This window comes from Pseudomonas sp. LBUM1646, from assembly GCF_059716165.1.
The window spans coordinates 6717453-6743212 of record NZ_CP166810.1 but is presented as its reverse complement, the minus strand read 5'-3'; the positions used below and the strand labels follow the sequence as shown (position 1 = coordinate 6743212).

Annotated in this window: 21 protein-coding genes; 13 read left to right on the top strand and 8 right to left on the bottom strand. The window is 60.3% G+C overall.

The features are described from left to right. Nucleotides 1-35 precede the first annotated feature (35 nt). Nucleotides 36-740: a fimbria/pilus chaperone family protein gene (locus ACA071_RS30795; protein WP_497642446.1), complete on the top strand. Its 705-nt coding sequence runs from the start codon at nucleotides 36-38 to the stop codon at nucleotides 738-740. Then, nucleotides 740-3160, top strand: a complete 2421-nt coding sequence (locus ACA071_RS30790) for a fimbria/pilus outer membrane usher protein (protein WP_497642445.1) — start codon at nucleotides 740-742, stop codon at nucleotides 3158-3160. Before ACA071_RS30795 ends, ACA071_RS30790 begins: the two co-directional genes overlap by 1 nt. Here the strand turns inward: ACA071_RS30790 and ACA071_RS30785 are convergent. Next, nucleotides 3157-4587: an aminotransferase-like domain-containing protein gene (locus ACA071_RS30785; protein WP_497642444.1), complete on the bottom strand. Its 1431-nt coding sequence runs from the start codon at nucleotides 4585-4587 to the stop codon at nucleotides 3157-3159. The two genes, ACA071_RS30790 and ACA071_RS30785, sit on opposite strands and share 4 nt — an antisense overlap. A gap of 179 nt (nucleotides 4588-4766) precedes the next feature. On the opposite strand from ACA071_RS30785, the gene ACA071_RS30780 reads away from it, so the two are divergent. Continuing rightward, complete coding sequence (locus ACA071_RS30780; RefSeq protein WP_497642443.1) at nucleotides 4767-5012, top strand: DUF1127 domain-containing protein; 246 nt, start codon at nucleotides 4767-4769, stop codon at nucleotides 5010-5012. Between the two features lie 109 nt (nucleotides 5013-5121). Here ACA071_RS30780 and ACA071_RS30775 read toward each other — a convergent pair whose 3' ends face one another. After that, the gene (locus ACA071_RS30775; protein ID WP_497642442.1) at nucleotides 5122-6435 is read right to left on the bottom strand and encodes an NAD(P)/FAD-dependent oxidoreductase; all 1314 of its coding nucleotides are present in this window, start codon (nucleotides 6433-6435) and stop codon (nucleotides 5122-5124) included. Between the two features lie 146 nt (nucleotides 6436-6581). On the opposite strand from ACA071_RS30775, the gene ACA071_RS30770 reads away from it, so the two are divergent. Next, nucleotides 6582-6935 (top strand): YkgJ family cysteine cluster protein, encoded by a 354-nt coding sequence (locus ACA071_RS30770; RefSeq protein ID WP_149416194.1) that lies wholly within the window; start codon nucleotides 6582-6584, stop codon nucleotides 6933-6935. Between the two features lie 115 nt (nucleotides 6936-7050). Here the strand turns inward: ACA071_RS30770 and ACA071_RS30765 are convergent, their stop codons facing one another. Beyond that, entirely contained in the window at nucleotides 7051-7539 is a 489-nt protein-coding gene (locus tag ACA071_RS30765) for an Lrp/AsnC ligand binding domain-containing protein (protein ID WP_010465173.1), read from the bottom strand. Nucleotides 7540-7695: 156 nt separating this feature from the next. On the opposite strand from ACA071_RS30765, the gene dadA reads away from it, so the two are divergent. The 6 genes from dadA (at nucleotide 7696) to ACA071_RS30735 (ending at nucleotide 13830) form a co-directional block, all read left to right on the top strand. Continuing rightward, a complete protein-coding gene (gene dadA, locus ACA071_RS30760) occupies nucleotides 7696-9000 on the top strand; it encodes a D-amino acid dehydrogenase (RefSeq protein WP_497642441.1) in 1305 nt (434 codons plus the stop codon). Continuing rightward, nucleotides 8972-9325, top strand: a complete 354-nt coding sequence (locus tag ACA071_RS30755) for a RidA family protein (protein ID WP_497642440.1) — start codon at nucleotides 8972-8974, stop codon at nucleotides 9323-9325. The genes dadA and ACA071_RS30755 overlap by 29 nt, the downstream gene beginning before the upstream one ends. 95 nt (nucleotides 9326-9420) lie before the next feature. Next, nucleotides 9421-10497, top strand: coding sequence for an alanine racemase (gene alr, locus ACA071_RS30750; protein WP_497642439.1), 1077 nt, complete (start codon nucleotides 9421-9423; stop codon nucleotides 10495-10497). A 128-nt stretch (nucleotides 10498-10625) separates the two neighbouring features. After that, a complete protein-coding gene (locus ACA071_RS30745; protein WP_497642438.1) occupies nucleotides 10626-11174 on the top strand; it encodes a cupin domain-containing protein in 549 nt (182 codons plus the stop codon). A 181-nt stretch (nucleotides 11175-11355) separates the two neighbouring features. Then, complete coding sequence (locus ACA071_RS30740) at nucleotides 11356-11769, top strand: c-type cytochrome (RefSeq protein ID WP_497645409.1); 414 nt, start codon at nucleotides 11356-11358, stop codon at nucleotides 11767-11769. Nucleotides 11770-11904: 135 nt separating this feature from the next. Continuing rightward, a complete protein-coding gene (locus tag ACA071_RS30735; RefSeq protein WP_497642437.1) occupies nucleotides 11905-13830 on the top strand; it encodes an acetyl-CoA hydrolase/transferase C-terminal domain-containing protein in 1926 nt (641 codons plus the stop codon). A 116-nt stretch (nucleotides 13831-13946) separates the two neighbouring features. Here the strand turns inward: ACA071_RS30735 and ACA071_RS30730 are convergent, their stop codons facing one another. Together ACA071_RS30730 and rep are read right to left on the bottom strand one after the other, a co-directional pair. Further along, a complete protein-coding gene (locus ACA071_RS30730; protein ID WP_020799401.1) occupies nucleotides 13947-14519 on the bottom strand; it encodes a xanthine phosphoribosyltransferase in 573 nt (190 codons plus the stop codon). A 56-nt stretch (nucleotides 14520-14575) separates the two neighbouring features. After that, nucleotides 14576-16585, bottom strand: coding sequence for a DNA helicase Rep (rep, locus tag ACA071_RS30725; RefSeq protein WP_092276241.1), 2010 nt, complete (start codon nucleotides 16583-16585; stop codon nucleotides 14576-14578). Nucleotides 16586-16848: 263 nt separating this feature from the next. Here rep and ACA071_RS30720 point away from each other — a divergent pair, with 263 nt between their 5' ends. Next, entirely contained in the window at nucleotides 16849-18519 is a 1671-nt protein-coding gene (locus ACA071_RS30720) for a putative bifunctional diguanylate cyclase/phosphodiesterase (protein ID WP_497642436.1), read from the top strand. 78 nt (nucleotides 18520-18597) lie between these two features. Here ACA071_RS30720 and ACA071_RS30715 read toward each other — a convergent pair whose 3' ends face one another. After that, entirely contained in the window at nucleotides 18598-19995 is a 1398-nt protein-coding gene (locus ACA071_RS30715) for a NorM family multidrug efflux MATE transporter (protein ID WP_497642435.1), read from the bottom strand. A gap of 157 nt (nucleotides 19996-20152) precedes the next feature. Here ACA071_RS30715 and ACA071_RS30710 point away from each other — a divergent pair, with 157 nt between their 5' ends. Both ACA071_RS30710 and ACA071_RS30705 read left to right on the top strand, forming a co-directional pair. Beyond that, nucleotides 20153-21073, top strand: a complete 921-nt coding sequence (locus tag ACA071_RS30710; RefSeq protein WP_497642434.1) for a LysR substrate-binding domain-containing protein — start codon at nucleotides 20153-20155, stop codon at nucleotides 21071-21073. A 345-nt stretch (nucleotides 21074-21418) separates the two neighbouring features. Then, nucleotides 21419-23395 carry a methyl-accepting chemotaxis protein gene (locus ACA071_RS30705; protein ID WP_497642433.1) on the top strand — a complete coding sequence of 659 codons (1977 nt, stop codon included), beginning with the start codon at nucleotides 21419-21421 and terminating at the stop codon, nucleotides 23393-23395. A 98-nt stretch (nucleotides 23396-23493) separates the two neighbouring features. Here the strand turns inward: ACA071_RS30705 and ACA071_RS30700 are convergent, their stop codons facing one another. Further along, entirely contained in the window at nucleotides 23494-24219 is a 726-nt protein-coding gene (locus tag ACA071_RS30700; RefSeq protein WP_497642432.1) for a retron system putative HNH endonuclease, read from the bottom strand. Next, nucleotides 24216-25592 carry an AAA family ATPase gene (locus tag ACA071_RS30695; RefSeq protein ID WP_497642431.1) on the bottom strand — a complete coding sequence of 459 codons (1377 nt, stop codon included), beginning with the start codon at nucleotides 25590-25592 and terminating at the stop codon, nucleotides 24216-24218. The genes ACA071_RS30700 and ACA071_RS30695 overlap by 4 nt, the downstream gene beginning before the upstream one ends. Nucleotides 25593-25760 lie beyond the last annotated feature (168 nt).

Here is a 25760-nt window from a genome sequence, read left to right as displayed (position 1 = left end):
TTTACAGGGTCGGTCGATGCCTTTTGGAGACTTTCATGTACCCCCTTAAACCTTCCACTGTGCTCGGCGCTGTCGCGACGTTGTGCCTGTCGTTCACAAATTTGAGTACTCATGCCGCCGGAATGATTCCGGAAACGCCGGTGGTGGTGGTCGACCAGGCATTGGGCGAGGCAACCCTGAACGTCAGGAACTCCGACGATCAACCGGCATTGCTGTACAGCACCATCGAACATATCGCCGAGGACGACGAGCCTCTGTTGTTGCTGAACCCGCCGGTGGCACGGGTAGAGCCGGGTCAGAGCCAGCAAGTGCGATTCATCCTGCGCAGTGCCAAGCCCCTGGAAACCGAGCGGCTCAAACGTGTGGTGCTGGAGGGCATCAAGCCTCGGCAGAACACAGGTGATGCACACGTCAGCCTCGGGATCAGGCAGAACATCCCGGTCATCCTGCGTCCGGCCAATCTTGCAGTGGAACGCATGCCCTGGAAACGGTTGGTCTGGGCGGGTGCCGGCACTCGTGTGCAGGTCAGCAATCCCAGCCCCTATGTGGTTCGGCTGGCCAGGTCGGTGAACCTGATTCCTGGTGGCGCCACGCTGGATTTGGGGCGCACCTATATCCTGCCGGGAGAGGTGCTGAGCCTCAGTGCGCCATCGATTCTGGGCACACATGTACGGCTGTTTCCCGCGACCACCTACGGGTTTGCCGTCGGCAGTTATGACGCTCTGCTGAGTTTGCAGTAGTGAGCCATGGCTGCAGCTGGTATTTGGCCGGTGGCTTCGTCCTGGTCATGGTGGCGATGGAAGAAGCCTGGGGTGAAGCACTCACCGAGTTCGATCAGTCGGTGCTCAAGGCGCGGGGCATTGACCCGAAAGTCGCTGAGCACTTTGGTCGGGCGCCACGCTTTTCGGCAGGCCGCAGTCGAGTGGCGCTGCAGGTCAATGGCGCACCTTCGGGACACATTGTGGCGACCTTCGATGAGGAGGGGCAGTTGTGCTTCGATTCGAATCTGCTTGATCAGGCCGGGATCGCCGCGCCATCGGATATGCCCTCGAGCGCTGGCAGTGCGCAGTGCTTACGGGCCATCGATGGTCTGGCGGGTGCGCAGGTTCAGCTCGATCCGGGCAAGCAGCAAGTACAGTTGCTAGTGCCGACCGAGTGGCTGCTCCCGTCAGCGCGCGATCCGCGAACCTGGACCACGGGCGGTATAGCCGGGTTGTTCAACTACGACGCGCTACTGCTCACAAGTTCTGCCGCCGGGCAATCCAGCCAATTCAGCAGCCTCGGTACCGAGTTGGGTTTCAACGCAGGCGATTGGGTGGTGCGCAGCCGGCAAAACTACACCTCGTTTCAGGGCGTGGAGCGTTTCGAGACGCTTTACACCCAGGCCTCGCGAACGTGGGAACACTTTCAGGCCAACGTGCAGCTTGGCCAGCTCAATATGCGTTCGTCGCTGTTTGCCGGAGAAGCGTTCACCGGTCTGCAGATCCTCCCGGAAACGGCCCTCGCGTCTCGGACCGGTGAAGGCCTGGGCGCCGGGACGCAAGTGCAAGGGCTGGCCTATTCACCGGCGCGGGTCGAGGTGCGCCAGAGTGGCGTGGTGATCTACACCACCCTCGTCCCCAGCGGACCATTCACCTTGCGCGATTTGCCGTTGCTCAGCAATCGCCTGGACCTTGAGATCAGCGTGTTCGAAGAGAGCGGCGAGCAGCGTGACTTTCGCGTGCCGGCGGCGAACGTGCGCCCCGTCAGCGTCGGGGCGTTGCCCGGCTATGGAATTGCGGCAGGCAAGGTCCGACGGTTTGACGGGGATGAGCGCGATGCACCGTCGTTTTTTGCGGTGAGCCAGGACTGGCAGTGGGGCTCTGCGACTCAGTTCAGCGGCGGGTTAATGGGCGCCGGCCAATACCAATCCTTGGGCTTGGGCGTGCAGCAGGCGTTGTCGCGAAGGTCGGTGGTGAGCGTCCAGCAGTTGAGTTCGCGTACGCCACAAAGCGGCCAGGGCCGGGAACTGCAAGCCGCGTTCAGCACGGCATTGGGTCCCGGGTTGTCCGCCAGCCTGACGGCAAGCCAGCGCAGTCAAGGATTTCGGCACCTGGCCGACACCGGATTGGCGTCGGTTGCCGATGACATCGGTGGTCGCTCTGAGCGCCAGTGGGGTGCGTCGTTGAGCTTTTCCGGCCCGCGATGGGGGGCGTTTTCCGGAGCATTGACACGGTACACCGTGGACAGTGGGCAGGGCCGTTCGCGGGTCAGTGCCTCGTGGTCGCGGGGGTTCAGTGGGGCGAACATGTCGTTGAGCGTGCAACGCGACAGCGGCGACGATGTCCGTGGCACGGGCCTTCATGCCAACCTCAGCCTGCCCATTGGGCGCAACCGAAGCCTCAATACCTATGGGCGTCATGACAAGCGGAGCGGGCTACGCACTGGGGGGCGATACACAGAACAACTCAGCGAAAACCTGGGCTACAGCATCGGCGCCGACCGTTCTGACCGTGGCCAGACGGACTTCAACGGGCGCCTCAATGCGTTGCCCCGTTACACCAGCGCTGACCTTGGTTATTCGCGTAGTGGCGTCGGCGCCAGCAATTACGATCTCACGCTACGCGGCGGCCTGGCGATCCATGAAGAAGGGCTGACCCCATCACCCTATCCGCTGCGTGACACCTTCGGCCTGCTCAAAGTCGGCGATGCTGCCGGGATTAAGGTCAGCACGCCACAAGGCCCGGTCTGGACGGATGGCGGCGGGCGGGCGGTGGCTGCCAGTTTGCCGGCCTACCAGACCAGTCGCATCGAAATCGACACCGTCAGCCTGCCGCGTCACCTCGACGTGCTCAACGGCTATCAAGAGGTCGAGGCCGGGCGTGGCGCAGTACCACGACTGGACTTCAGCGTGGGCTCGGTACGCCGCTTGATGCTCCACGTACGCACAGCCGAGGGCGACTGGGTACCCAAAGGCGCATCGGTACATGGCAGCCAGGGTGAGTACCTGACCAGCGTGGTGGACGCCGGTCTGGTGTACCTGGCCGATGTGCCCGATGACGTTCGACTGCAAGTGATGCTGCCTGATGACGAGCCCTGCCATTTGCAGGTCGACCCTTCCGGGCTCCCCGAATCGTCCATGCCTTACTCAACCGTCGAGATGGTTTGCCGGGCGGGTTAGCTGTCGCTTGGCGTTTCCGCCAACAACTTGATCGCCGCCGCGCCAACCTTGCGCACAGCTTCTTCGATCTGCGCTGTCGGCTTGGCAGCGTAGTTCATCCGCAGGCAATTGCGGTACTTGCCCGAGGCCGAAAAGATGCTGCCGACGGCAATCTGTACGCCTTGGTCATGCAGTGCACGATTCAGTTTCAGGGTATCGAATCCTTCCGGCAGTTCGACCCACAGCATGAAACTGCCCTGTGGCCGACTGGCCCGGGTGCCGGCGGGGAAGTAGCGCGTAACCCAATCGATCATCATGTCGCGATTGCGCTGGTATTGGGTACGCACCCGCCGCAAATGCGGTTCGAAGTGCCCACCTTTGAGGAAATCGGCGATGGCGATCTGCGCTTGCGGCGCGGTGGAGCCGGTGCTGATGTATTTCATGTGCAGCACCCGTTCCAGATAACGCCCCGGCGCGACCCAGCCAATGCGCAGCCCCGGCGCCAAGGTCTTGGAAAAGGAGCTGCAAAGCAGCACGCGGCCATCTTCGTCGAAGGATTTGATCGTGCGTGGGCGCGGGTAGGTGTAGGCCAGTTCGCCATACACATCGTCCTCGATGATCGCCACATCAAAGCGCTGTGCCAGATTCAACAACGCGCGTTTACGCGCCTCCGGCATGATGTAGCCCAAGGGGTTATTGCAGTTGGGGGTCAACTGTATGGCCTTGATCGGCCATTGTTCCAGGGCCAGTTCCAGCGCATCGAGGCTGATGCCGGTGATCGGGTCGGTGGGAATTTCCAGGGCTTTCAGGCCCAGGCCCTTGAGGGTCTGCATGGCGCCGTGGAAGCTCGGTGAATCCACGGCGACGATATCGCCGGGTTCGCAGATGGAGCGGATGCTGGTGGACAGTGCTTCGTGGCAACCGGTGGTCACCACCAGGTCGGCGGCACTCAACTGGCAGCCGGAATCGAGCATCAGGCGGGCGATCTGTTCGCGCAGTTCAAGGTTGCCGTGGATGTTGTCGTAATACAGACCTGGCATGTCCTGGCGCCGACTGATCTGCGCCAGTCCGCGCAGCAGCGGTTTCATGGTCGGCGTGGTGATGTCCGGCATGCCGCGACCCAGTTGCACCACGTCTTTGCGCGGTACGGCGCGGATCAACTCCAACACCTGATCCCACTGGGAAATATCCACCGGACGCTGTGCCGGACGGCCGACGGCGGGCAGTTCCGGCAGCTCGCGGCTGACCGGCACAAAGTATCCGGATTTGGGTTTGGGTGTCGCCAACCCGCTGTCTTCCAGCACCCGATACGCCTGCTGCACCGTGCTCAGGCTGACCCCGTGCTCGACACTCAACGCCCGCACCGACGGCAGCCGGTCGCCGGGGCGATAGAAGCCCTGTTCGATACGCGTGCCGAGTAACTCGGCGAGATTGACGTAAAGGGTCATGGTGCAGCCTCGATGCAGGTGATTCGGTTAACCAGTACAGATGGGGCAAAAATACGTGATTCAGAGGTTAAAGTGGCAAATCTGTATGGAAATAATACAGTGGCTTTGAATCTGTAATGCTTTTCGCCGTCCGCGCATGATGAAACCTCTGGCTACCCAAGTAAACAGGAGCGATCAACATGAACGGCTTGAGCGATGTGCGGCTGACGTTACACAGTCAGGAACTGGCGGCAGGGCAGGAAAACGGTACACGCGAGGCGCTGATGCGCAATGCGCCGTCCTGCCTGAGCCGCTGGGATCTGTTCTGGCATCGTCTGCACACGCGCAAGGCGTTGCTGAACCTGACGCCGGAGCAGCTAAGGGATGTCGGGTTGAGTCGGGAACAGGCGTTGGAGGAGGGGCTTAAGCCGTTCTGGCGGATTTAGTCGTGATCGTTCCCACGCTCCGCGTGGGAATGCCGCCCCGGACGCTCTGCGTCCACTGTGACGCAGAGCGTCACTGGATGCATTCCCACGCAGGAGCGTGGGAACGATCTCAAACCAACTCTTTCATCCGATGCCACAACATCCCCAGCGCCAACAACGGCGAACGCAAATGTTTGCCGCCAGGGAAGGTAATGTGCGGCACCTGGGCAAACAGATCGAACCCGCCACTGTGCTGGCCGCTGATGGCTTCAGCCAACAGCTTGCCCGCCAGGTGCGTGGCATTCACCCCGTGACCGGAATACGCCTGGGCGTAATACACGTTCGGCTGGTCCTTGAGCCGGCCGATTTGCGGCAGGCGGTTGGCGCCGATGCCGATCATGCCGCCCCATTGATAGTCGATCTTCACCTCGGCGAGTTGCGGGAACACTTCCAGCATCTTCGGCCGCATATACGCCGCGATGTCTTTCGGGTCTCGCCCTGAATAATGGCAAGCGCCACCGAACAGCAAGCGTCGATCCGCCGAGAGCCGGTAGTAATCCAGCGCCACGCGTTGGTCGCAGACCGCCATGTTTTGCGGCAGCAGCGCGTGAGCCTGTTCTTCACTCAACGGCTCGGTGGCGATGATGTAACTGCCGGCGGGCAGTACTTTGCCGCTGAGTTCGGGATTGAGGTCATTGAGGTAGGCGTTGCAGCCCAGTACCAACGTTTTGGCGCGGACCAAACCTTGTGCGGTATGCACCTTCACTTCGCTGCCGTAATCGATGCGGGTGACCGCCGACTGTTCGAACAGTTTGGTGCCCAATTGCTGCGCGGCTGCTGCTTCACCAAGCGCCAGGTTCAGCGGATGAAGATGCCCGGAGCCCATGTCGATCAAACCGCCGACATACCGGTCGGAGCCCACCACCGAATGCATTTCGTTGGCTTGCAGCAGGCGGGTTTCGTAGCGATAACCGAGACCGCGTAATTCTTCGGCGTCTTCGGCGAAGCCTTCGAGGTCCCGGGGTTTGTTGGCGAGGTCGCAGTAGCCCCAGGTCAGGTCGCAGGGGATCTGAAAACGTGCCACCCGCTGTCGGACGATTTCCACCGCTTCCAGGCCCATGAGTTTCATCTGACGCACGCCGTCGGCACCGATGACGTTGGCAAACTGATCGAGGCCATGGCCGACGCCGCGAATCAATTGCCCGCCGTTGCGGCCGCTGGCACCCCATCCGATCTTGTGCGCTTCCAGTAGCACCACGCTGAGGCCACGTTCCGCCAGTTCGAGCGCCGTGTTCAACCCGGAGAACCCGCCACCGACCACGCACACGTCCGCCGTCAACTCACCCTGAAGCATCGGATGTTCGGGCTGCGGCAGGCTGCTGGCGGCGTAATAAGAGGCGGCATGCCGATGATTCGGGGCAGGTTGCTGAACACGGGCGTTCATGTGCGTCATCCAGATGCGGTGTTTGAAAAAGTTGACGGAGCATAAGCCGGACCTTCCCGCGCGGGCAACATTGGTCGGCTGGTGCTGTCTGGATCGGGTTTTTTGCGTCAGAATCCCGCTCTATTCCGCTTTTGGTCACCGCTTCGATGAGTTGCAACAGTCAGAAAATTCGCACCCTGCGCCAGCAGATTCCCTCGTTCGAGTGCGTGCCTGGCTGCCATGACTGCTGCGGTCCGGTCACTACTTCGCCGGAAGAAATGTCCCGCCTGCCGCGCAAGACCCGCGCCGAGCAGGATGCGGCGATGGATGAGCTCAACTGTGTGCACCTGGGGCCAAACGGCTGCACTGTTTATGGCGAGCGGCCGCTGATTTGCCGGCTGTTCGGCACCACCAAGACCTTGCCATGCCCCAATGGGCGCGGGCCGGTGGAGCTGATTCATCCACGGGTGGAGAAGCAGATTCATGAGTACATGGCGTCGACGCGGCAGGTCCTCGTGTGATCGTTCCCACGCTCTGCGTGGGAATGCCTCAACGGACGCTCCGCGTTCGGCTTTTGGGACGCAGAGCGTCCCAGGCTGCATTCCCACGCGGAGCGTGGGAGCGATCGGCGCGGGCTCAATCCGGAATCGGCAAACACAAACTCTCTTTCACTTCTTCCATCACGATATAGCTCTTGGACTCCCGTACATGCGGCAGCTTGAGCAAGATATCGCCGAGCAACTTGCGGTACGAGGCCATCTCGGAAATCCGCGCCTTCACCAAATAATCAAAGTCCCCTGACACCAAATGGCACTCCAGCACGTGGGGCAGTTTCAGCACCGCACGTCGGAACTCTTCGAAAGTATCGCCGGATTTGTAGTCGAGGCTGATCTCGACAAACACCAGCAGACTACCCTTGAGGTGCTGCGGATTGAGTCGGGCGTTGTAGCCCATGATGATCCCTTCGCGCTCCAGCCGGCGGACCCGCTCAGTGCAAGGCGTGGTCGACAGGCCGACCTTTTCCCCCAGCTCGGTGAAGGAGATACGCCCGTCCGCTTGCAGGATCCGCAGGATGTTGCGGTCGATCTTGTCCAGCTCACGTTTGGTCTGAGTATTGGTACGCATAGGGGATGCGCCTCCGTGAAAAGGGTTTTTGCCGAGAATTGTCGCCAAATATAGGCACTTATATAGTGAAATGCACTGGCTAATCTTTTTTAAACTGCCCACATCTTCGGTCTGCACAACACACGTCAGCGGTAAGCCGCGATGAGGGATACAAAAATGCGCGTTATGGTCTTGGGTAGCGGCGTCATCGGTACCGCCAGTGCTTACTATCTGGCCCGTGCCGGGTTTGAAGTGGTGGTCGTGGACCGGCAGCCGGCTGCGGCCATGGAGACCAGTTTCGCCAACGCCGGGCAAGTGTCGCCAGGTTATGCCTCGCCGTGGGCCGCGCCGGGTGTGCCGCTCAAGGCCATCAAATGGCTGCTGCAGCGTCACGCGCCGCTGGCGATCAAGGCCACTGCCGACATCGACCAATACCTGTGGATGGCGCAGATGCTGCGCAACTGCACCGCCAACCGTTATGCGGTGAACAAGGAGCGCATGGTCCGTCTGTCCGAGTACAGCCGTGACTGCCTCGACGAATTGCGCGCCGAAACCGGCATTGCCTACGAAGGCCGCAGCCTTGGTACTACCCAACTGTTCCGCACCCAGGCTCAACTCGACGGCGCCGCAAAAGACATCGCTGTGCTGAAAGAGTCCGGTGTGCCGTTCGAACTCCTCGACCGCGCCGGCATTGCCCGGGTCGAACCGGCCCTGGCCAGCGTCACCGACATCCTCGCCGGTGCCTTGCGCCTGCCGAACGACCAGACCGGTGACTGCCAGATTTTCACTACCCGCCTGGCCGAAATGGCGGTGAAACTGGGTGTGGAGTTCCGCTACGGCCAGGACATCCAGCAACTCGACTACGCCGGTGACCGCATCAACGGCGTGTGGATCGACGGCAAGCTGGAAACCGCTGACCGCTACGTCCTCGCACTCGGCAGCTACTCGCCGCAACTGCTCAAGCCGCTGGGCATCAAGGCCCCGGTGTATCCGCTCAAGGGTTACTCCCTGACCGTGCCGATCACTAACCCGGCGATGGCCCCGACGTCGACCATTCTCGACGAGACTTACAAGGTCGCGATCACCCGTTTCGACAACCGCATCCGCGTCGGCGGCATGGCGGAGATCGCCGGTTTTGACCTGTCGCTGAACCCGCGTCGGCGTGAAACCCTGGAGATGATCGTCAACGACCTTTATCCTCAGGGCGGCGATCTGGCCCAGGCGAGTTTCTGGACTGGCCTGCGTCCGACCACGCCGGACGGCACGCCGATCGTTGGCGCGACACCGTTCAGCAACCTGTTCCTGAACACCGGCCACGGCACGCTCGGTTGGACCATGGCCTGTGGTTCCGGTCGTTTGCTGGCCGACCTGATGGCGAAGAAAACGCCGCAGATCAGCGCCGAAGGCCTCGATATTTCCCGTTACGGTCACAAAATTCAGGAGTCCGCAAAACATGGCAATCCAGCGCCAGCTCACCAATGAACGCATGAGTCAGATCGTCGCCCACAACGGTACGGTGTACCTGGCAGGGCAGGTCGGCGATGACATGAGCGCCGGGATTGAACAGCAGACCCGTGAAACGTTGGCCAATATCGAGCGATTGCTCGATCTGGCCGGCACCGACAAGAACCACCTGCTGTCGGTGACGATTTACCTGAAAGACATCGACGCGGATTTCGCCGGCATGAACTCGGTGTGGGACAAGTGGCTGCCAAAAGGCGTCGCGCCAGCCCGCGCCACCGTTGAGTCGAAGCTGTGCGAACCGGAAATCCTGGTTGAGCTGTCGGTGGTTGCCGCACTGCCTTAACCCGTTATAACGATCCCTCTCCCGGTGCTGTTGGCGGTTTACGCCGTCAGCCAGCGCCGGTTTTTATTCCCATGACCGCCTAGAAGTCTGCCGCCATGCGTCCTGCCCGTGCCCTGATCGACCTTCAAGCCCTGCGTCACAACTACCAGATCGCCCGTGAAGTCACACCGGGGGCCAAGGCCCTTGCGGTGATCAAGGCCGATGCCTACGGCCATGGCGCGGTGCGTTGTGCCCAGGCGCTGGAAGCCGAGGCGGACGGGTTTGCGGTGGCTTGCATCGAAGAAGCCCTGGAGCTGCGCGCCGCAGGTATCAAGGCGCCGGTGTTGTTGCTGGAAGGCTTTTTCGAGGCCGATGAGCTGTCCCTGATCGTCGAGCATGATTTCTGGTGCGTGGTGCATTCGCTGTGGCAGCTCGAGGCGATCGAGAAAGCCGCGTTGAGCAAACCGATCACGGTCTGGCTCAAACTCGATTCCGGCATGCACCGGGTAGGCTTGCATCCAAAGGATTATCAGGCGGCCTATCAACGGCTGCTGGCCAGCGGCAAAGTGGCGAAAATCGTCTTGATGAGCCACTTCGCCCGCGCCGATGAGCTGCACGATCAGGCCAGTGCCGAGCAGGTTGCGGTATTCGAGGCGGCGCGCCAGGGCTTGTCCGCCGAGGTCAGCCTGCGCAACTCGCCGGCGGTGCTCGGTTGGCCGCAGATCCCAAGCGATTGGGTACGTCCGGGCATCATGCTCTACGGCGCCACGCCTTTCGAAGAGGCCAATGCCGTGGCGTCTCGCCTGCAACCGGTGATGACCCTCGAATCGAAAGTGATTTGCGTGCGCGAACTGCCGGCCGGCGAACCCGTTGGCTATGGCGCGAAATTTATCACCCAGAAGCCAATGCGTATCGGCGTGGTGGCGATGGGTTATGCCGACGGCTACCCGCGCCACGCGCCGACCGGTACGCCGGTGCTGGTCGCCGGGCAGCGCAGCCAGTTGCTCGGCCGGGTGTCGATGGACATGCTTTGCATCGACCTGACCGATGTGCCGCAAGCCGGCCTCGGTTCGACCGTCGAGTTGTGGGGCAAAAACATCCTGGCCAGCGAAGTGGCCTTGGCTGCGGACACGATTCCGTACCAGATATTCTGCAACCTGCGCCGGGTGCCGCTGCTCTATTCCGGGGCTTGAGGCAAAGCACTGTGCACCGGAAGTCGCCTCGCTGAACAGGATTCAGGCCCAAGTGTTGTAAATACTGAACGCTGTCGCCATGATAACGCTCAATATTCCAACAACCTGAATCCCTGGAGGCTCCAGCATTGGACGTCGGTGAACGACTGCAATCCATCCGTAAGCTCAAAGGTCTTTCGCAGCGTGAGCTCGCCAAGCGCGCGGGTGTCACCAACAGCACCATTTCGATGATCGAGAAAAACAGCGTCAGCCCCTCGATCAGTTCGCTGCGTAAAGTGTTGGGCGGGATTCCCATGTCCATGGTCGAGTTCTTTTCCGAAGAAATCCTGCAGGAAAAACCGACCCAGATCGTCTACAAGGCCAACGAGCTGATCGATATTTCCGATGGCGCCGTGACCATGAAGCTGGTCGGCCGGGCCCACCCGAGCCGGGCTATCGCATTCCTCAATGAAATCTACCCGCCTGGCGCCGATACCGGTGACGAGATGCTCACCCATGAGGGCGAGGAAACCGGGATTCTGGTCGAAGGTCGGCTGGAACTGGTGGTCGGGGCTGAAACTTTTGTGCTCGAAGCCGGCGACAGCTACTACTTTGAAAGTACCAAGCCGCACCGTTTCCGGAATCCGTTCGACTCGCCGGCGCGACTAATCAGCGCAGCCACGCCAGCGAATTTCTAAGAAAAGAGGCGTCCTGCCAGCACTGCGAAGGCGCCCGAACCGTTTTACGCCACACAACAAGACCCCTTCGACTTTGGGGTTGTTTCAGTGTGGCGGGCTTGCCGTTATACTTGCGCCCGCCTGCGAACCGTGGCCGTGGGCGTGACTAGCCACCATTGAGGGTGAACGCGTGAACCTAATTATGAAAATGCTGGCTGCACCAGCAACTGTATTGGCCCTATGGGCAGTGAGCGCACAAGCTTCTACCACCGACGATATCGCCAAGCGCCTTGAGCCAGTCGGCCAGGTCTGTGTAACGGGTCAAGAGTGCAAAGGGATGGAAGTCGCTGCTTCGGCAGGCGGCGGTGGGGCCAAGACCCCTGATGAAGTGATTGCAAAACATTGCAACGCTTGCCACGGCACCGGCCTGTTGGGTGCGCCGAAAATCGGTGACGCTGCTGCCTGGGGCGAACGCTCCAAGAAGGAAGGTGGTGTTGACGGCCTGCTCGCGAAAGCAATCTCCGGCATCAACTCCATGCCGCCGAAAGGCACCTGCGCCGACTGCTCCGATCCTGAGCTGAAGGGCGCAATCGAGAAGATGTCCGGCCTGAAATAAGCCTTCATCTTCAGCGAAAAAGCCGCTTGCGAGCGGCTTTTTTGTGCCTGCGATTTACCCTTGGGACTATTCTTTGCAGCAAAGGCCCGGCAAGCTCGGTCCAACCCCAATTCACGGAATGTAAGGGAGGATCAGATGGTGCAGCTGTGTTCTATCGAGCAGGCGGTCGATGACGTATTGGCGCGGTTGCCGGTGCATATTCACATGGGCTTGCCCCTGGGTTTGGGTAAACCCAACCACTTCGTCAACGCGCTGTTCCAACGCGTCGCGCAACTGCCCGAGCGGCGACTGACCATCTACACCGCCCTGTGCCTCGGCCGTCCCTCATTGGGCGATGGTTTGCAAAAGCGCTTCCTCGAACCCTTCATTGAGCGAGTCTTCGGCGATTACCCGGAACTGGATTTTCTAGCCGAATTACAAAAAGACACCCTGCCGACCAACATCCAGATCCAGCAATTCTTCATGCAGCCCGGCAGCCTGCTGCACAGCGCGCAGGCCCAGCAGGACTACGTCAGCAGCAACTACAGCCACGCCGCCCGGGACATCAATGCCGCCGGTTTAAACCTCGTGGCGCAACTGGTGGCCAGCCACGCCGAACACCCGGATCGCCTGAGCCTGAGCTGCAACCCGGACATCACCCTCGACCTGTTTCCGATGATCGCCAAACGGCGTGAGGCGGGGGAGACGATCCTGTTGGTGGGCCAGGTGCACAACGATTTGCCCTACATGCCCGGTGATGCCGAAGTCGGCATGGACGCGTTCGACCTGTTGATCGACGCGAAGGACAACACCACGCTGTTCTCGACGCCGAATATGCCGGTGGGGTTCCAAGACCATTTCATCGGTCTGCACGCCAGCACGTTGGTGCGCGATGGCGGCACGCTGCAAATCGGCATCGGCTCCATGGGCGATGCGTTGACCGCTGCGTTGCTGGCGCGCCAGGCCGATAATGCCGGGTACAAAGCGTTGCTGGCGGATCTGAATCTGAGCCAGTGGGCGCAGTTGATTGATCGCGAAGGCGGCGTCGACCCCTTCGCCACGGGCCTTTACGGTTGCAGTGAGATGTTCGTCAACGGCTTGCTGGTGCTGGCGGATGCCGGGATTGTGCGGCGCAAGGTCTACCCGGACGTGCCGACCCAGCAACAAGCCAACGACGGCACCCTCGACGAAGCGGCGCAAACCGACGGCATCTCGGTGCATGGCGGATTTTTCCTCGGGCCGCGCAGTTTCTATGAGCGGCTGCGCGAGTTTCCCCAGAGCAAGCGGCTCGAATTCAACATGACCCGCATCAGCTACATCAACGAGCTCTACGGCCAGGAAGAACTCAAGCGTTTGCAGCGCCTGGATGCGCGGTTCATCAACACCGTGTTCACCATGACCCTGATGGGTGCCGGCGTGGCGGATCAACTGGAAGACGGGCGGGTGCTCAGCGGCGTCGGTGGGCAGTACAACTTTGTCGCCCAAGGCCATGCGCTGGAGGGCGCGCGTTCGATCCTGATCTTGCGCAGTTGGCGTGAGTCGGGCGGTGAGGTCAGCTCGAACATCGTCTGGGAGTACGGCCACTGCACCATCCCACGGCATCTGCGGGACATCGTGGTCACCGAATATGGCATCGCCGACCTGCGGGGCAAGACCGATTCGGCGGTGATCGAGGCGTTGTTGAACATCAGCGACTCACGCTTTCAGCCGGGGCTGATCGAACAGGCGCAGAACGTTGGCAAGTTGCCGAAGAATTTCCGCATTGATCCACGCTTCGCAGACAACAGCCCTCAGCGTTTGCAAGACATCAAGGCACGCCATCCGAACCTGTTTCCGGAATATCCGCTGGGGTGTGATTTTACTGAGGTGGAGCGTGACGTGTTGCGGGCGCTGAACTGGTTGAAGAGCAAGTTCAAGCTGAGCGAGATTCTGGAACTGGGCAAGGCTGCGCTGGATGCGCCGGAAGCATCGCAATACCCGGAACATCTGGAGCGGATGCAGTTGAGCAACCCTGAAGGGCTGAAAGAGGATTTGTTTCAGCGACTGTTGCTCGCAGGCCTCAAAGCCACCGCCCAAGCCTGATCGTTCCCACGCTCCGCGTGGGAATGCAGCCCGGGACGCTCTGCGTCCCAAAAGCGGACGCGGAGCGTCCCTTGAGGCATTCCCACGCGGAGCGTGGGAACGATCATTGGTGGGGGTTATTCGATGAAGGTCACGACGCCGCCAGCCAGGGACTGCACGCGAGCCAACGACTCAACGCGATAACCCTGGGCATCCAATTCCGCACGCCCACCCTGGAACGACTTCTCGATCACGATCCCCAAGCCAGCGACAGTTGCGCCAGCCTGCTTGATGATCGAGATCAGCGCTTGCGACGCCTTACCGTTGGCCAAAAAGTCATCGATGATCAGCACGCGGTCGCTGCTGGTCAGGTGGCGCGGGGAGATCGCCACGGTGCTTTCGGTCTGCTTGGTGAACGAGTAAACGGTCGCCGACAGCAGGTTTTCGGTCAGGGTCAGGGACTGGTGTTTGCGGGCGAAAATCACCGGCACGCCCAAATTCAGGCCAGTCATGATCGCTGGCGCAATGCCCGAGGCTTCGATGGTGACGATCTTGGTGATACCCGAATCCTTGAACAGCGTGGCGAATTCGTCGCCGATCAGCTTCATCAGGGCCGGGTCGATCTGGTGGTTCAGAAAGGCGTCGACTTTCAGGACCTGGTCGGAAAGCACGATGCCTTCTTCGCGAATTTTCTTGTGCAGTGCTTCCATGAAGCTTTCCTCTAAGGACGCTTGTGCGTCCAGGGCTGGTTAAAAAGTAGTCGATTCTAGCGCTTTAACATCGCGCGTATATCCGCCAATGCGGTATTGCCGCGAACGGCTTTGACTTCCACGGGGGTGTCGTCGTTGCCTTCCCAGGCCAAGTCGTCCGGCGGCAGTTCATCGAGGAAGCGGCTCGGCGCGCAGTCGATGATTTCGCCGTATTGCTTACGCTTGGCGGCGAAGGTGAAGGCCAACGTCTGACGCGCCCGGGTAATCCCGACGTAGGCCAGGCGGCGTTCTTCTTCGATGGTGTCGGCTTCGATGCTGGAGCGGTGCGGGAGAATTTCCTCTTCCATGCCCATGATGAACACGTAGGGGAATTCCAGGCCCTTGGAAGCGTGCAAGGTCATCATCTGCACACCTTCGGCGCCGTCTTCCTCTTCCTGCTGACGTTCGAGCATGTCGCGCAAAACGAGTTTGCCGATGGCGTCTTCGACGGTCATCTCGCCTTCTTCGTCTTTCTCCAGGGTGTTTTTCAACGCCTCGATCAGGAACCAGACGTTACCCATGCGGTAATCGGCGGCCTTGTCGCTGGAGCTATTGGTGCGCAGCCAGTTCTCGTAGTCGATGTCCATGACCATGCTGCGCAGGGCCGAGATCGGGTCTTCGCCGGCACATTGCTCGCGAACCTTGTCCATGAAGCGCTTGAAGCGCGACAGGCGATCGGTGAAGCGCGTGTCCAGATGCTCACCCAGGCCGATTTCGTCGGTGGCGGCGTACATCGAGATTTTGCGTTCAGTGGCGTAGTTGCCGAGTTTTTCCAGCGTGGTCGAACCGATCTCCCGGCGCGGCACGTTGATCACCCGCAGGAAGGCGTTGTCGTCATCCGGGTTCACGATCAGGCGGAAGTAGGCCATCAGGTCTTTCACTTCCTGACGGCCGAAGAAGCTGTTGCCGCCAGACAGTCGATACGGAATCTGGTGGTGTTGCAGCTTCAGCTCGATCAGCTTGGCCTGGTAGTTACCGCGGTAGAGGATGGCGAAATCGCTGTACGGTCGGTCGGTGCGCAAGTGCAGAGTCAGCAACTCGACGGCCACGCGTTCGGCTTCGGCGTCTTCGTTGCGGCAGCGGATCACGCGGATCTCGTCGCCGTGGCCCATTTCGCTCCACAGTTGTTTTTCAAACTCGTGGGGGTTGTTCGAGATCAGCACGTTGGCGCAACGCAGGATGCGGCTGGTGGAGCGATAGTTTTGCTCCAGCATCACCACTTTCAAGGACGGGTAATCGTCCTTGAGCAACATCAGGTTTTCCGGACGGGCGCCACGCCAGGCGTAGATCGACTGGTCGTCGTCGCCGACCACGGTGAACTGGTTGCGCGTGCCGATCAGCAGCTTCACCAGCAAATACTGGCTGGCGTTGGTGTCCTGGTATTCGTCCACCAGCAGGTAGCGGACTTTGTTCTGCCACTTTTCGAGGATGTCGGCGTGTTCCTGGAACAGTTTCACCGGCAGCAGGATCAGGTCGTCGAAGTCCACCGCGTTGAACGCCTTGAGCGTGCGCTGGTAGTGGGTGTAGACGATGGCGGCGGTCTGTTCCTTGGGGTTACGCGCATTTTCCAGGGCTTCGGGCGGCAGGATCAGGTCGTTTTTCCACGAGCCGATCATGTTCTTGATCTCGTCGACGCCGTCGTCGCCCGCGTATTCCTTCTGCATGATGTCGGTCATCAGGGCTTTGACGTCGGTCTCGTCAAAGATCGAGAAGCCCGGTTTGTAGCCCAGCCGCACGTGTTCCTTGCGGATGATGTTCAGGCCCAGGTTGTGGAAGGTGCACACCGTCAGGCCACGGCCTTCGCCGCCCTTGAGCAGGGTGCCGACCCGTTCCTTCATCTCGCGCGCAGCCTTGTTGGTAAAGGTCATGGCGACGATGTACTGGGCACGGATGCCGCAGTTCTGGATCAAGTGCGCGATCTTGCGCGTGATCACGCTGGTCTTGCCGGAGCCTGCACCGGCGAGCACCAATAGAGGGCCGCCGACGTAGTTCACGGCTTCTTGCTGCCGGGGATTGAGTCGGGACATACGGAATCAGGGAGTCATTTATGAAATGGGCCGGCATTTTAACAGGCTCAGCGAATTGTGCTGCTCTCTCCGACTTGTGACGCAGCACGCGATCTCTATTTGCCGGTTTTGCTACTTTCACGCAGGATGCGCAGAGAATTTGCGGCTAATGTTCGTATTCCAGAGACAAAACCGCGTTTGATAACCCGGGCCGGTTGGTCATTGGTTATCGGCGCGGCATAATGCCCGCCGCCTCCATCATTAGCAGAGTCTAGGGAGCTAGCTTGTCTACGCCTGTCGAACCCTTGCGTTTGCTGCTACTGGCCGAAGAGCCAGCGTGGGCAGCGTTGTTGCGCGAGTGTCTGGCTCCAATGGGGAGCTCGGCAGTGCTGATCAGCGCGCCGAGCTGGGAGTCGGTCAGCAGTCTGTTCGAAGACAACCGCAGTGCGGTGTTGTTGACGATCCCGGCCCTTCAGCCGGCGCCTGGCCGTTGCAGCCTGCCGACGGTGTTGCTGCTCGAACACGAGCCGTTGTCGCCGCCCGATGGTGTGAGTGACTGGCTGGTACGCGATGTGCTCGACCCCGGCATGTTGCGCCGCTGCCTGCGCCATGTTCGCGAGCGCGGCGTGCTGGAAAACACCCTGCAACGCCTGGCCGAGCAAGACCCGCTGACCGGCATCGCCAATCGCCAGGGTTTCCAGACCCTGCTGGCAGCGCGCCTGGCGGAAAATGACGGCCGCGGCCTGGCTCTCGGCCACCTCGACCTCGACAACTTTCGTCACGCCAACGACGCCCTCGGCCATCAGGCTGGCGACCGCTTGATCCTGCAAGTGGTCGCTCGGCTCAAAAGCCAGCTTGAGGCAGGCGATCAACTGGCGCGGCTCGGCAGCGATGAATTTGCCCTGCTGATCGACACCCGCCGCGCGCCGCAACGCGCCGAATGGATGGCCGAACGCATTACCGAAGCGCTGTCCGAGCCCTATTGGGTCGACGGCGAAAGCCTGTTGATCGGCTCAAGCCTGGGGATTGCCCATGCTCGGGCCCAGGCCGGCGCCGACCCGCTGATGTGGCACGCGCACATTGCGATGCAGCAGGCCAAGAGCACGCAGGGCTGCACCTTCCACATCTTCAACGAACGCATCAACCGCAATGCCCGCAGCATCGCCGACCTCGAAAGCGAGCTGCGCCGGGCCTTGCGGCGCGATGAGCTGGAACTGCACTACCAGCCGCGCCTGAACCTTGAAGACGGCAAGATCGTCGGCCTTGAAGCGCTGGTGCGCTGGCGTCACGCTGAACGGGGCTTGCTGCCGCCGAGCGAGTTTGTGCCGCTGGCCGAGCAGAGCGGCTTGATCGTGCCGTTGGGTTACTGGGTGATATCCCGGGCCCTGCGCGACATGCAGGCGTTGCGCGAACGAGGTTTGCCGGCGTTGCACATGGCGATCAACCTGTCGTTCCGCCAGTTTCAGGACAGTCAGTTGCTTTCGACGCTCAGTCGCCTGATCAACGAGCGCGGTGTCGAAGCGCAATGGCTGGAGTTCGAGCTGACCGAAACCGCAGTGATGCGCCGCAGCGATCTGGTCAAGCAGACCATGGACGCCCTCGGCCGCCTCGGTGTGCGCTTCTCGCTGGATGACTTCGGCACCGGGTTCTCGTCATTTGTGCACCTCAACAGCCTGCCGATTACCTTGCTAAAGGTCGACAAGAGCTTTGTCGGCGGCATGGAGGAGCGCGAAGAAAACCGCAAACTGGTGCATGCGATGATCAACCTGGCGCACAACCTCAATCTGGAAGTGGTGGCTGAGGGTGTGGAAACGCCGGAGCAGCTGGATTTGTTGCGCGGGTTTGGGTGTGATCAGGTGCAGGGGTACTTGATCAGCAAGCCGTTGCCGTTGGCGGAGTTGGTTGAATATTTGACCTTTGGTTCCAACCAGCAGGCAGTTGTGGAAGCCATTTAAAAGATCGCAGCCTTCGCCAGCTCCTACGGGTGTACACATTCCCCTGTAGGAGCTGCCGAAGGTTGCGATCTTTTGATCTTAATCCGCTTGAGCTACCTGAAAACTTGCCCCTGACGAAGGCTCGCGCCGAATCATCCGCTTCATCTTCCACTCAAATGCCAGCGTCAGACTCACCGCCGCGCACGCCAGCCCCAGCGCCAAGCCCCACCAGACGCCCGTCGGGCCCCAGTTCAAATTGAAGGCCATCATCCAAGCGGCCGGCGCGCCAATCAGCCAGTAGCAACCCAAGCCCACCAGGAACGTGGTCTTGGCATCCTTGAGCCCACGAATACAGCCCATGGCGATGGTTTGCGTACCATCGAACAGCTCGAACCACGCCGCCACCGCCAACAGGCTCACAGCCAGGTCGATGACCGGGCGAAACGCCGGGTCGTTATGGTCGAGGAACAAGCCGATCAATTGATTCGGCAGCAGCCAGAAGACCATGGCGAAGGCGAGCATCGACGCACCACCAAAGGCGATCCCGACCCGACCGGCCAGCCGTGCATAAAGCAACTGCCCGGCGCCGTAGTGCTGGCCGATACGCATGGTGATCGCATACGACAGCCCCGCCGGCACCATGAACGCCACCGAAACAATCTGCAGGGCAATCTGATGCGCCGCCAGTTGCGTGCTGCCCATGGTGCCCATGCACAGCGCTGCGAAGGCGAACAACCCGACTTCCACCGCATAGGTGCCGCCGATGGGCAGGCCCAGGCGCCACAGTTCTTTCAGGTACTGGCGGTTCGGCCGCGACAGGCCTTGGCGCAATGGATAAGCGTCATAAGCCGGATGCCGCCGAATGTGCAGCGCCAGGGCCACGGCCATCAGGTTGGCGACAATCGCCGTCACCAGACCAATCCCCACCAGGCCCATTTTCGGCAAGCCGAACATCCCGGTGATGAACGCGTAGTTGAGAACGAAGTTGGCCACGGTGCCGCACAGGCTGATCACCATCACCGGTGTCGCCCGGCCGATGGCGCTGGTGAAACCGCGCAGGGCCATGAAGCTCAGGTAACCGGGCAGGGCGAACGGCAGGAACGTCAGGAACAGCCCGGCGGCGTGGACGTTGGTTTCGGTCTGGCCAAACATCAGCAGCACCGGTTTGAGGTTCCACAGCAGCAACCCCGCCACCAGCGCCATCAGCCAGGCGAGCCACAGCCCGGCCTGGGTCAGCCGCGCGGCGCCGACGATATCGTTGGCACCTTTGCGGATCGCTACCAACGTGCCGACCGCCGCAATCACGCCGATGCAGAAAATCGACACGAACGAATAAGTCGCCGCGCCCAGGCCGCCGCCGGCCAGCGCCTCGGGACTCAGGCGCGCCATCATCAAGGTGTCGGTGAGGACCATCAACATGTGCGCCAACTGCGAGGCAATCAACGGCCCCGCCAGCCGCAGGATGGCCCAGAGTTCGGTACGTGCTGGATGCTGCATGGTCATCACGCTCCCTTTTGAAATGAACTGGAAAGGCTCGATTCTCGGCGCTCTGCGGGGTTTGCACAAAGGGATAAAAAGGATGGGTGGCATGATTAAAACTCATCCAGAGGACTTTCTGATAAGTTTGCCCAATCCCGCTATAGGAGCATTCCGAATGTCACGTCGTCTTCCTCCCTTGTATGCCCTGCGCGCATTCGAAGCGGCGGCGCGGCACAGCTCCTTTACCCGCGCGGCCGAAGAGCTGTCGATCACTCAAAGTGCGGTCAGTCGGCATATTCGTACGCTTGAAGAGCATTTTGCCTGTCGGCTGTTTCACCGCAGCGGACGCAACCTGCAACTGACCGAGTCGGCTCGGCTGATCCTGCCGGGCATCCGCGAAGGATTCACTGCGCTGGAACGGGCGTGTAATACCTTGCGCGCTGAAGACGACATCCTGCGCATGAAAGCTCCGTCGACCCTGACCATGCGTTGGCTGCTGGCGCGGCTCAGTCGCTTCCGGCATCTGCAACCGGGCAACGAGGTGCAACTGACCAGTGCCTGGATGGACATCGACACGGTGGACTTCAACCACGAACCGTTCGATTGCGCCGTCATCCTCAGTAACGGGCGTTTCCCTCCGGACTGGGAGGCGACGTTGCTGTTTCCGGAAGAGCTGATTCCAGTGGGCGCGCCGAATCTTCTGAAGGATCAGCCGTGGGACGTGGCGCGCCTGGCCAGTACCGAATTGCTGCACCCGACGCCGGACCGCCGCGACTGGCGCAGTTGGCTGGAACGTATGGGCTTGTCCGATCAGGTGTCGCTCAAGGGCGGGCAGGTGTTCGATACCCTGGAGCTGGGCATGATCGCGGCGGCCCGAGGTTACGGCGTGTCGATGGGGGATCTGCTGATGGTGGCCGAGGACGTGGCGCAAGGTCGCCTGAGTTTGCCATGGCCGACCGCCGTCGCCAGCGGCGAGCATTATTACCTGGTGTGGCCGAAAACCCGCCCCGGAGGCGAACGTTTGCGCCGGCTCAGCGATTTCCTACAGGGCGAAGTGCGGGCGATGGAATTGCCGGACGTTGAACGCCTGAGCTAAATAAATCTCAGGCGAAACACGCTCTTCGTAGCAGCTGACGAGCAACGCGAGGCAGCGTTCGGCGGCGAAGCCGTCGTCAATCCTGCGCACGCGATCTACCGGAAGCTCCGCGCTGCCTGATTTCACGACGGCTTCGCCGCCGAACGCAGGCTTCGCCAGCTGCTACAGATCGCGTTACGGCGTAACTGAGCTATAACCGGGTTAATAACTCAAGTATTCAAGTTTGCAGCCGAAAATCTGCAGGTGGAACCTTCGTGCAGGTTTCGCGTTTGTCCCATTATTCGAAATTTTGCTGAGCGTTGAGCCGGATCAAGGAGGATCCCGGTCGCTTGGCCAGGAGCTGTCATGTCTCAACCTCGTGCCCGGATCGCCTCACAGCTTGGTCTTGCGCTTGCCGTGATTCTGGCGATTGTCATCAGCGGCAGCACCGTGTTCGCCCTGCGCTCGCTGGACACCGCCAACCTCGCCACCCGCGAAGAGCACCTGGCCAGTGAGGCCCGCTTGCTCGCCGATCAGCTCAGCACCTTCCACGGTACGCTGCGCGAAAGCACCCAGCGCCTGAGCGGTCTGTTCGAGAAGCGCTTCAGCGCCGGCCTCAGCGTGCACCCGGACGAGCCGGTGACCGTGGCGGGCGTACAGACCCCGGGCCTGCACCTGGGCAGCGAAGTGTTGAACAACAACTTCAAGGAAGTCGACGAGTTCAAGCAAATGACCGCCGGCGTTGCGACGTTGTTCGTGCGTAGCGGCGAAGACTTCGTTCGGGTCAGCACCTCCCTGAGCAAGCAGGACGGCAGCCGCGCCATCGGCACCTTGCTCGATCACGCCCACCCGGCCTACGCGCGCTTGATTGCGGGGCAGAGCTACGTCGGTCGTGCGTTGCTGTTCGAACGCTCCTACATGACTCAGTACACCCCCGTACGAGATTCCGGCGGTAAGGTGATTGCCGTGCTGTTCGTAGGATTCGATTACACCGACGCGCAGAACGCGCAGTTCGAGAACTTGAAACGCTTCCGCATCGGCAAGACCGGCTCTTTGGCGTTGCTGGATGAGCAGCGCAAATGGCTGGTGCCGATCGCCGGCGTGCAAGCGCTGGATAAAGCGGTCCCGACCATTACTGATTTGGCGAAGACGCCGGGTAAAGGCGAGTTCTGGAGCGACAAATCGGAAGATTTCTACAGCCTTGCCGTTCCGTTCGAAGGCGGGCCGTGGTCGGTGGTGGCGAGCATGCCGAAAGCCGAAATCAGCGCCGTGACTTGGAGCGTCGGCATTCAATTGGCCATCGGCAGCCTGCTCGCGATGTTGATTGCGGTGGGTTCGGCGGTCTGGTTGCTGCGCAGCAAACTGGCCCCCCTGAGTGACCTGGTGCGTCAGGCCGAAGCCTTGGGTGCCGGTGATTTGAGCGTGCGCCTGAACGTGGCGAGCAATGACGAAATCGGTCAATTGGCCCGGGCTTTCAACCAGATGAGCCAAGCGCTGTCGACCATGGTCGAGCACATCCGCAAGGCCTCGGAAGAGGTCAACAGTCGCGCCCAGGCCTTGTCCGGTCTGTCCGGCGGTGCTTATGAAGGGATGGAACAGCAGTCCGGCGAAATCACCAGCATGGCCGGCGCCGTCGAAGAATTCAGTGCCACGTCCCTGAACATTGCCGACAACATGGGCAACACCCAGCGTATGGCGCAGGAAAATGCACAGCAAACTCAGATCGGTCGTACGTCGATGGAGGAAGCGTCCTCGTCCCTGGAGCAAATCGCCGGTGCGTTGAACAGCACCGCAACGGTGATCAACACCCTCGGCCAGCGCTCCCAGGAAATCGGCGGCATTGTCGGGGTGATTACCGCCATTGCCGATCAGACCAACCTGCTGGCGCTGAACGCCGCCATCGAAGCTGCCCGTGCCGGCGAGCAGGGCCGTGGTTTTGCGGTGGTGGCCGACGAGGTGCGCAACCTGGCTTCACGTACCCGCGAAGCGACGGATGAAATCTCCGGGATGATCCAGAGCATCCAGCAGGAAACCGGCAACGCCATCAGCACCATGGAGCAGGGCAACGTGCTGATGCAGGAAGGCCTGTCCCGTAACGCCAACGTGGCTTCGGCACTGGCGCGGATTGATGAGCAGAGCCGTTCGGCGGGTCAGCAGTTTGCGGCGATCACCACCGCGACCCAAGAGCAGAGCAGCACCGCGACGTTGCTCAGTAGCAATCTGCAAAGCATTGCGCTGGCCAACAGCGAGCAGCGGGAAGTGGTGTCGAACCTGGCCATTACCGCCAAGGAGCTGGAATCGCTGGCGGCGGGCTTGCGGCATGAGGTTGATCGGTTTCGTTGAGTCCAGTTAAGGGCGTCTATCTTGGATCGACACCCCTTGCGGCCTTTAATCGGACGTTTCAGACATCGACCTGCGTGGTTTAACTGAATTAGATCTATTCAGCGCAAATGAGGGGCGACGCGCTCGAGCACTTCCTCGGCAATGCCCCTGAAAATCGTGCGAGTGATACTGAAAAACGGGCTCAGATTTCCTCCGATAGGCACCAGATCGATTCCGGCGAGGCAATGCAGGCTCATGTCTTGGCCAATATGCTCTTCAAAAAGTGTTTCGAGCTCGTCCCACCAGAGCTGGCGTAAAACTAGTAGGTAAGGGCTGTTCAGGTTAAGCAGCTTGATGGTGTATCGAGTGCGGTCAGCTTCCTGTTCGGACAATCCGTCAGCAGGCACGACGCGTCCATCGGACAAATAAGCGAAGAAGCGCGCACAATCGGGCTGATGGCACGAGACAAAGCGGGCAATGTCGACTCCTTTCGATTTGCCGAGCGCGTGACCACCAAATACTTCAGCTTCTTGCGCCGCGAATGCCTTCAAGTCTATTTCGCTGTCTAGCGCGCAGGCCGCTAGGTTGAGATAGTCAAAGGTACGTTGAGGGTGCTGGCTTTTGTTTTCGACATGCTCGATGTGTAAACCCACGCCCAACAAATCCGGACGTATTTCGCTGTAGCAGCACAACCCGTACTGTTCCTCCAGTAAATAGCCGCGTACCTGTATTGCATGGTTAAAGCTTTTCCAACGGCTGGTCGCAGCTGCTTTAGTTGTTGGAGGGTTGGAATGCGCATTGGTTAGCTGAAAGGGGCCGCTTCCACGCTTACGAATTGACCTCATCCCTTCAGCACCTTCTGCCGCCTGATACTGCGTTGCAGGCGTTGAAGCTGGGGATGTTGTTCGCCGAGCGTCTCGGTCAGTTGCTGCATCAACTCGACCGCTGGTGGTTCGTCATAGCGGCCCTTATCCACCCATTCGGTGAGCTGCAGCAAGTCTGGCTTCTCAGTCACTGGAGGCTGCGGATCAACCTGCATCACGCTATGCAGCACGTTGTTGCTCGGCTCGCCGTAGGTCATGGCAAGAGGTTGTGACGCAATCAATTGACCCAGGGAATCTTTCCCGATTACGCGGATGTTCTCGCGCTGCACGGTACTCAGCACCTGAGGACTGTGGGTCGTGACGATGAATTGCATGGCAGGAAAAGCCGCTCGCAACCCACCGATGATGGTCTGTTGCCAGAATGGATGAAGAAACATGTCCACTTCATCGATCAATGCAATGCCCGGCGTTTCCAGCACGGCTCGTTCACCAAGGTGTGGATTGAGTTTGCAGGCACGAAAAGCGAGATCGGCAACCATGGCAATGGTGTTTCGCAGGCCATCGCTCAGCATGTCTACAGGCATTACGCCCTGTTCAGGATGGTGCATAACCAGTTGCTGGTGACGACTCTCGCTGTATTCCAGGCTGTGCCAGCCAGTAGGCGTCTTTGTCAGCAAATCGATGGCGTTCTTGATGGCGGCTATGACATGTTCGAAGCGCTGCCCCTCATCAGATAACTTTTTGTTGTTCTCCAGAGCGATCAACTGTTGTTCCCGGTAACTGCGATACAGCCAGCCGTACCAGGCAGTGAAGTTCTTGAAACTGGACGAATAGGACAGACAGTTGAGGTAGCCGGAGGTTCTGGAGTATTCGCTTATGTCGAGAGCGGTTTTGGCGGCTACCGAGGTGAAGCGCCCTTCGAACCATAGTCGGGACGTCCCCAGGTAAGTCACCATCGGCAAGGTCACATGCGCATCAGCACGTACCTGTTCCTGAAGCGATTTGCTGAACAAGGTAAGGGCTTTGGAGCCAGCGTCTCCGATGGTATTGGTCGATTTGTTCAAGCTCACGCGCTGCTGCAACCAGCTGTCGGGAACAGAGGTGTTGGTCCAATGCCCGAAGGCTTCGATAGCGCAGGGAGTCTTAGGCTCCATGTTGCCACTGCTGAGTCGAGCCAACCGGACATCTTCGTTCTGGATAGTTGCCGATTTACCGGTCTGACTACCCAGGTCGAAACCTTTGACAAAAGGCCATAACGCGACTCGCGCGGCGTCCAGAATGGTGGTTTTACCGCCACCATTGGAGGCAATCAAAATGGTCAGATGTGGATCGAAGTCGATCTCGAACTCCCCAAAGCAGCGATAGTTCTGTACGCGCAGCTTGTCGAGCCTCACAGGATTTTCTCCGATTTCGTTATCTGGCCATGCATAGGGAACGCACCTTTGCGTTGCGAATGGAACAGCATACTAATGCAAACCACAACAACACCAAACAACGCTATACCCGCCGGTACAGCCACCAGTTTTATCCGGCCGCCGTAGCGACCCGGGTGAAGAATGAAC

Bases quoted from the DNA above. Each gene is read 5' to 3' on its own strand.
- ACA071_RS30715 (WP_497642435.1), bottom strand. From the start codon at position 19,995: ATGCAGCATCCAGCACGTACCGAACTCTGGGCCATCCTGCGGCTGGCG.
- ACA071_RS30740 (WP_497645409.1), top strand. From the start codon at position 11,356: ATGAAAATGCTGGCTGCACCAGCAACTGTATTGGCCCTATGGGCAGTG.
- dadA (WP_497642441.1), top strand. From the start codon at position 7,696: ATGCGCGTTATGGTCTTGGGTAGCGGCGTCATCGGTACCGCCAGTGCT.
- ACA071_RS30710 (WP_497642434.1), top strand. From the start codon at position 20,153: ATGTCACGTCGTCTTCCTCCCTTGTATGCCCTGCGCGCATTCGAAGCG.
- ACA071_RS30795 (WP_497642446.1), top strand. From the start codon at position 36: ATGTACCCCCTTAAACCTTCCACTGTGCTCGGCGCTGTCGCGACGTTG.
- ACA071_RS30735 (WP_497642437.1), top strand. From the start codon at position 11,905: ATGGTGCAGCTGTGTTCTATCGAGCAGGCGGTCGATGACGTATTGGCG.
- ACA071_RS30700 (WP_497642432.1), bottom strand. From the start codon at position 24,219: ATGAGGTCAATTCGTAAGCGTGGAAGCGGCCCCTTTCAGCTAACCAAT.
- ACA071_RS30730 (WP_020799401.1), bottom strand. From the start codon at position 14,519: ATGGAAGCACTGCACAAGAAAATTCGCGAAGAAGGCATCGTGCTTTCC.
- ACA071_RS30785 (WP_497642444.1), bottom strand. From the start codon at position 4,587: ATGACCCTTTACGTCAATCTCGCCGAGTTACTCGGCACGCGTATCGAA.
- ACA071_RS30770 (WP_149416194.1), top strand. From the start codon at position 6,582: ATGAGTTGCAACAGTCAGAAAATTCGCACCCTGCGCCAGCAGATTCCC.
- ACA071_RS30765 (WP_010465173.1), bottom strand. From the start codon at position 7,539: ATGCGTACCAATACTCAGACCAAACGTGAGCTGGACAAGATCGACCGC.
- alr (WP_497642439.1), top strand. From the start codon at position 9,421: ATGCGTCCTGCCCGTGCCCTGATCGACCTTCAAGCCCTGCGTCACAAC.
- rep (WP_092276241.1), bottom strand. From the start codon at position 16,585: ATGTCCCGACTCAATCCCCGGCAGCAAGAAGCCGTGAACTACGTCGGC.
- ACA071_RS30780 (WP_497642443.1), top strand. From the start codon at position 4,767: ATGAACGGCTTGAGCGATGTGCGGCTGACGTTACACAGTCAGGAACTG.
- ACA071_RS30705 (WP_497642433.1), top strand. From the start codon at position 21,419: ATGTCTCAACCTCGTGCCCGGATCGCCTCACAGCTTGGTCTTGCGCTT.
- ACA071_RS30775 (WP_497642442.1), bottom strand. From the start codon at position 6,435: ATGAACGCCCGTGTTCAGCAACCTGCCCCGAATCATCGGCATGCCGCC.
- ACA071_RS30755 (WP_497642440.1), top strand. From the start codon at position 8,972: ATGGCAATCCAGCGCCAGCTCACCAATGAACGCATGAGTCAGATCGTC.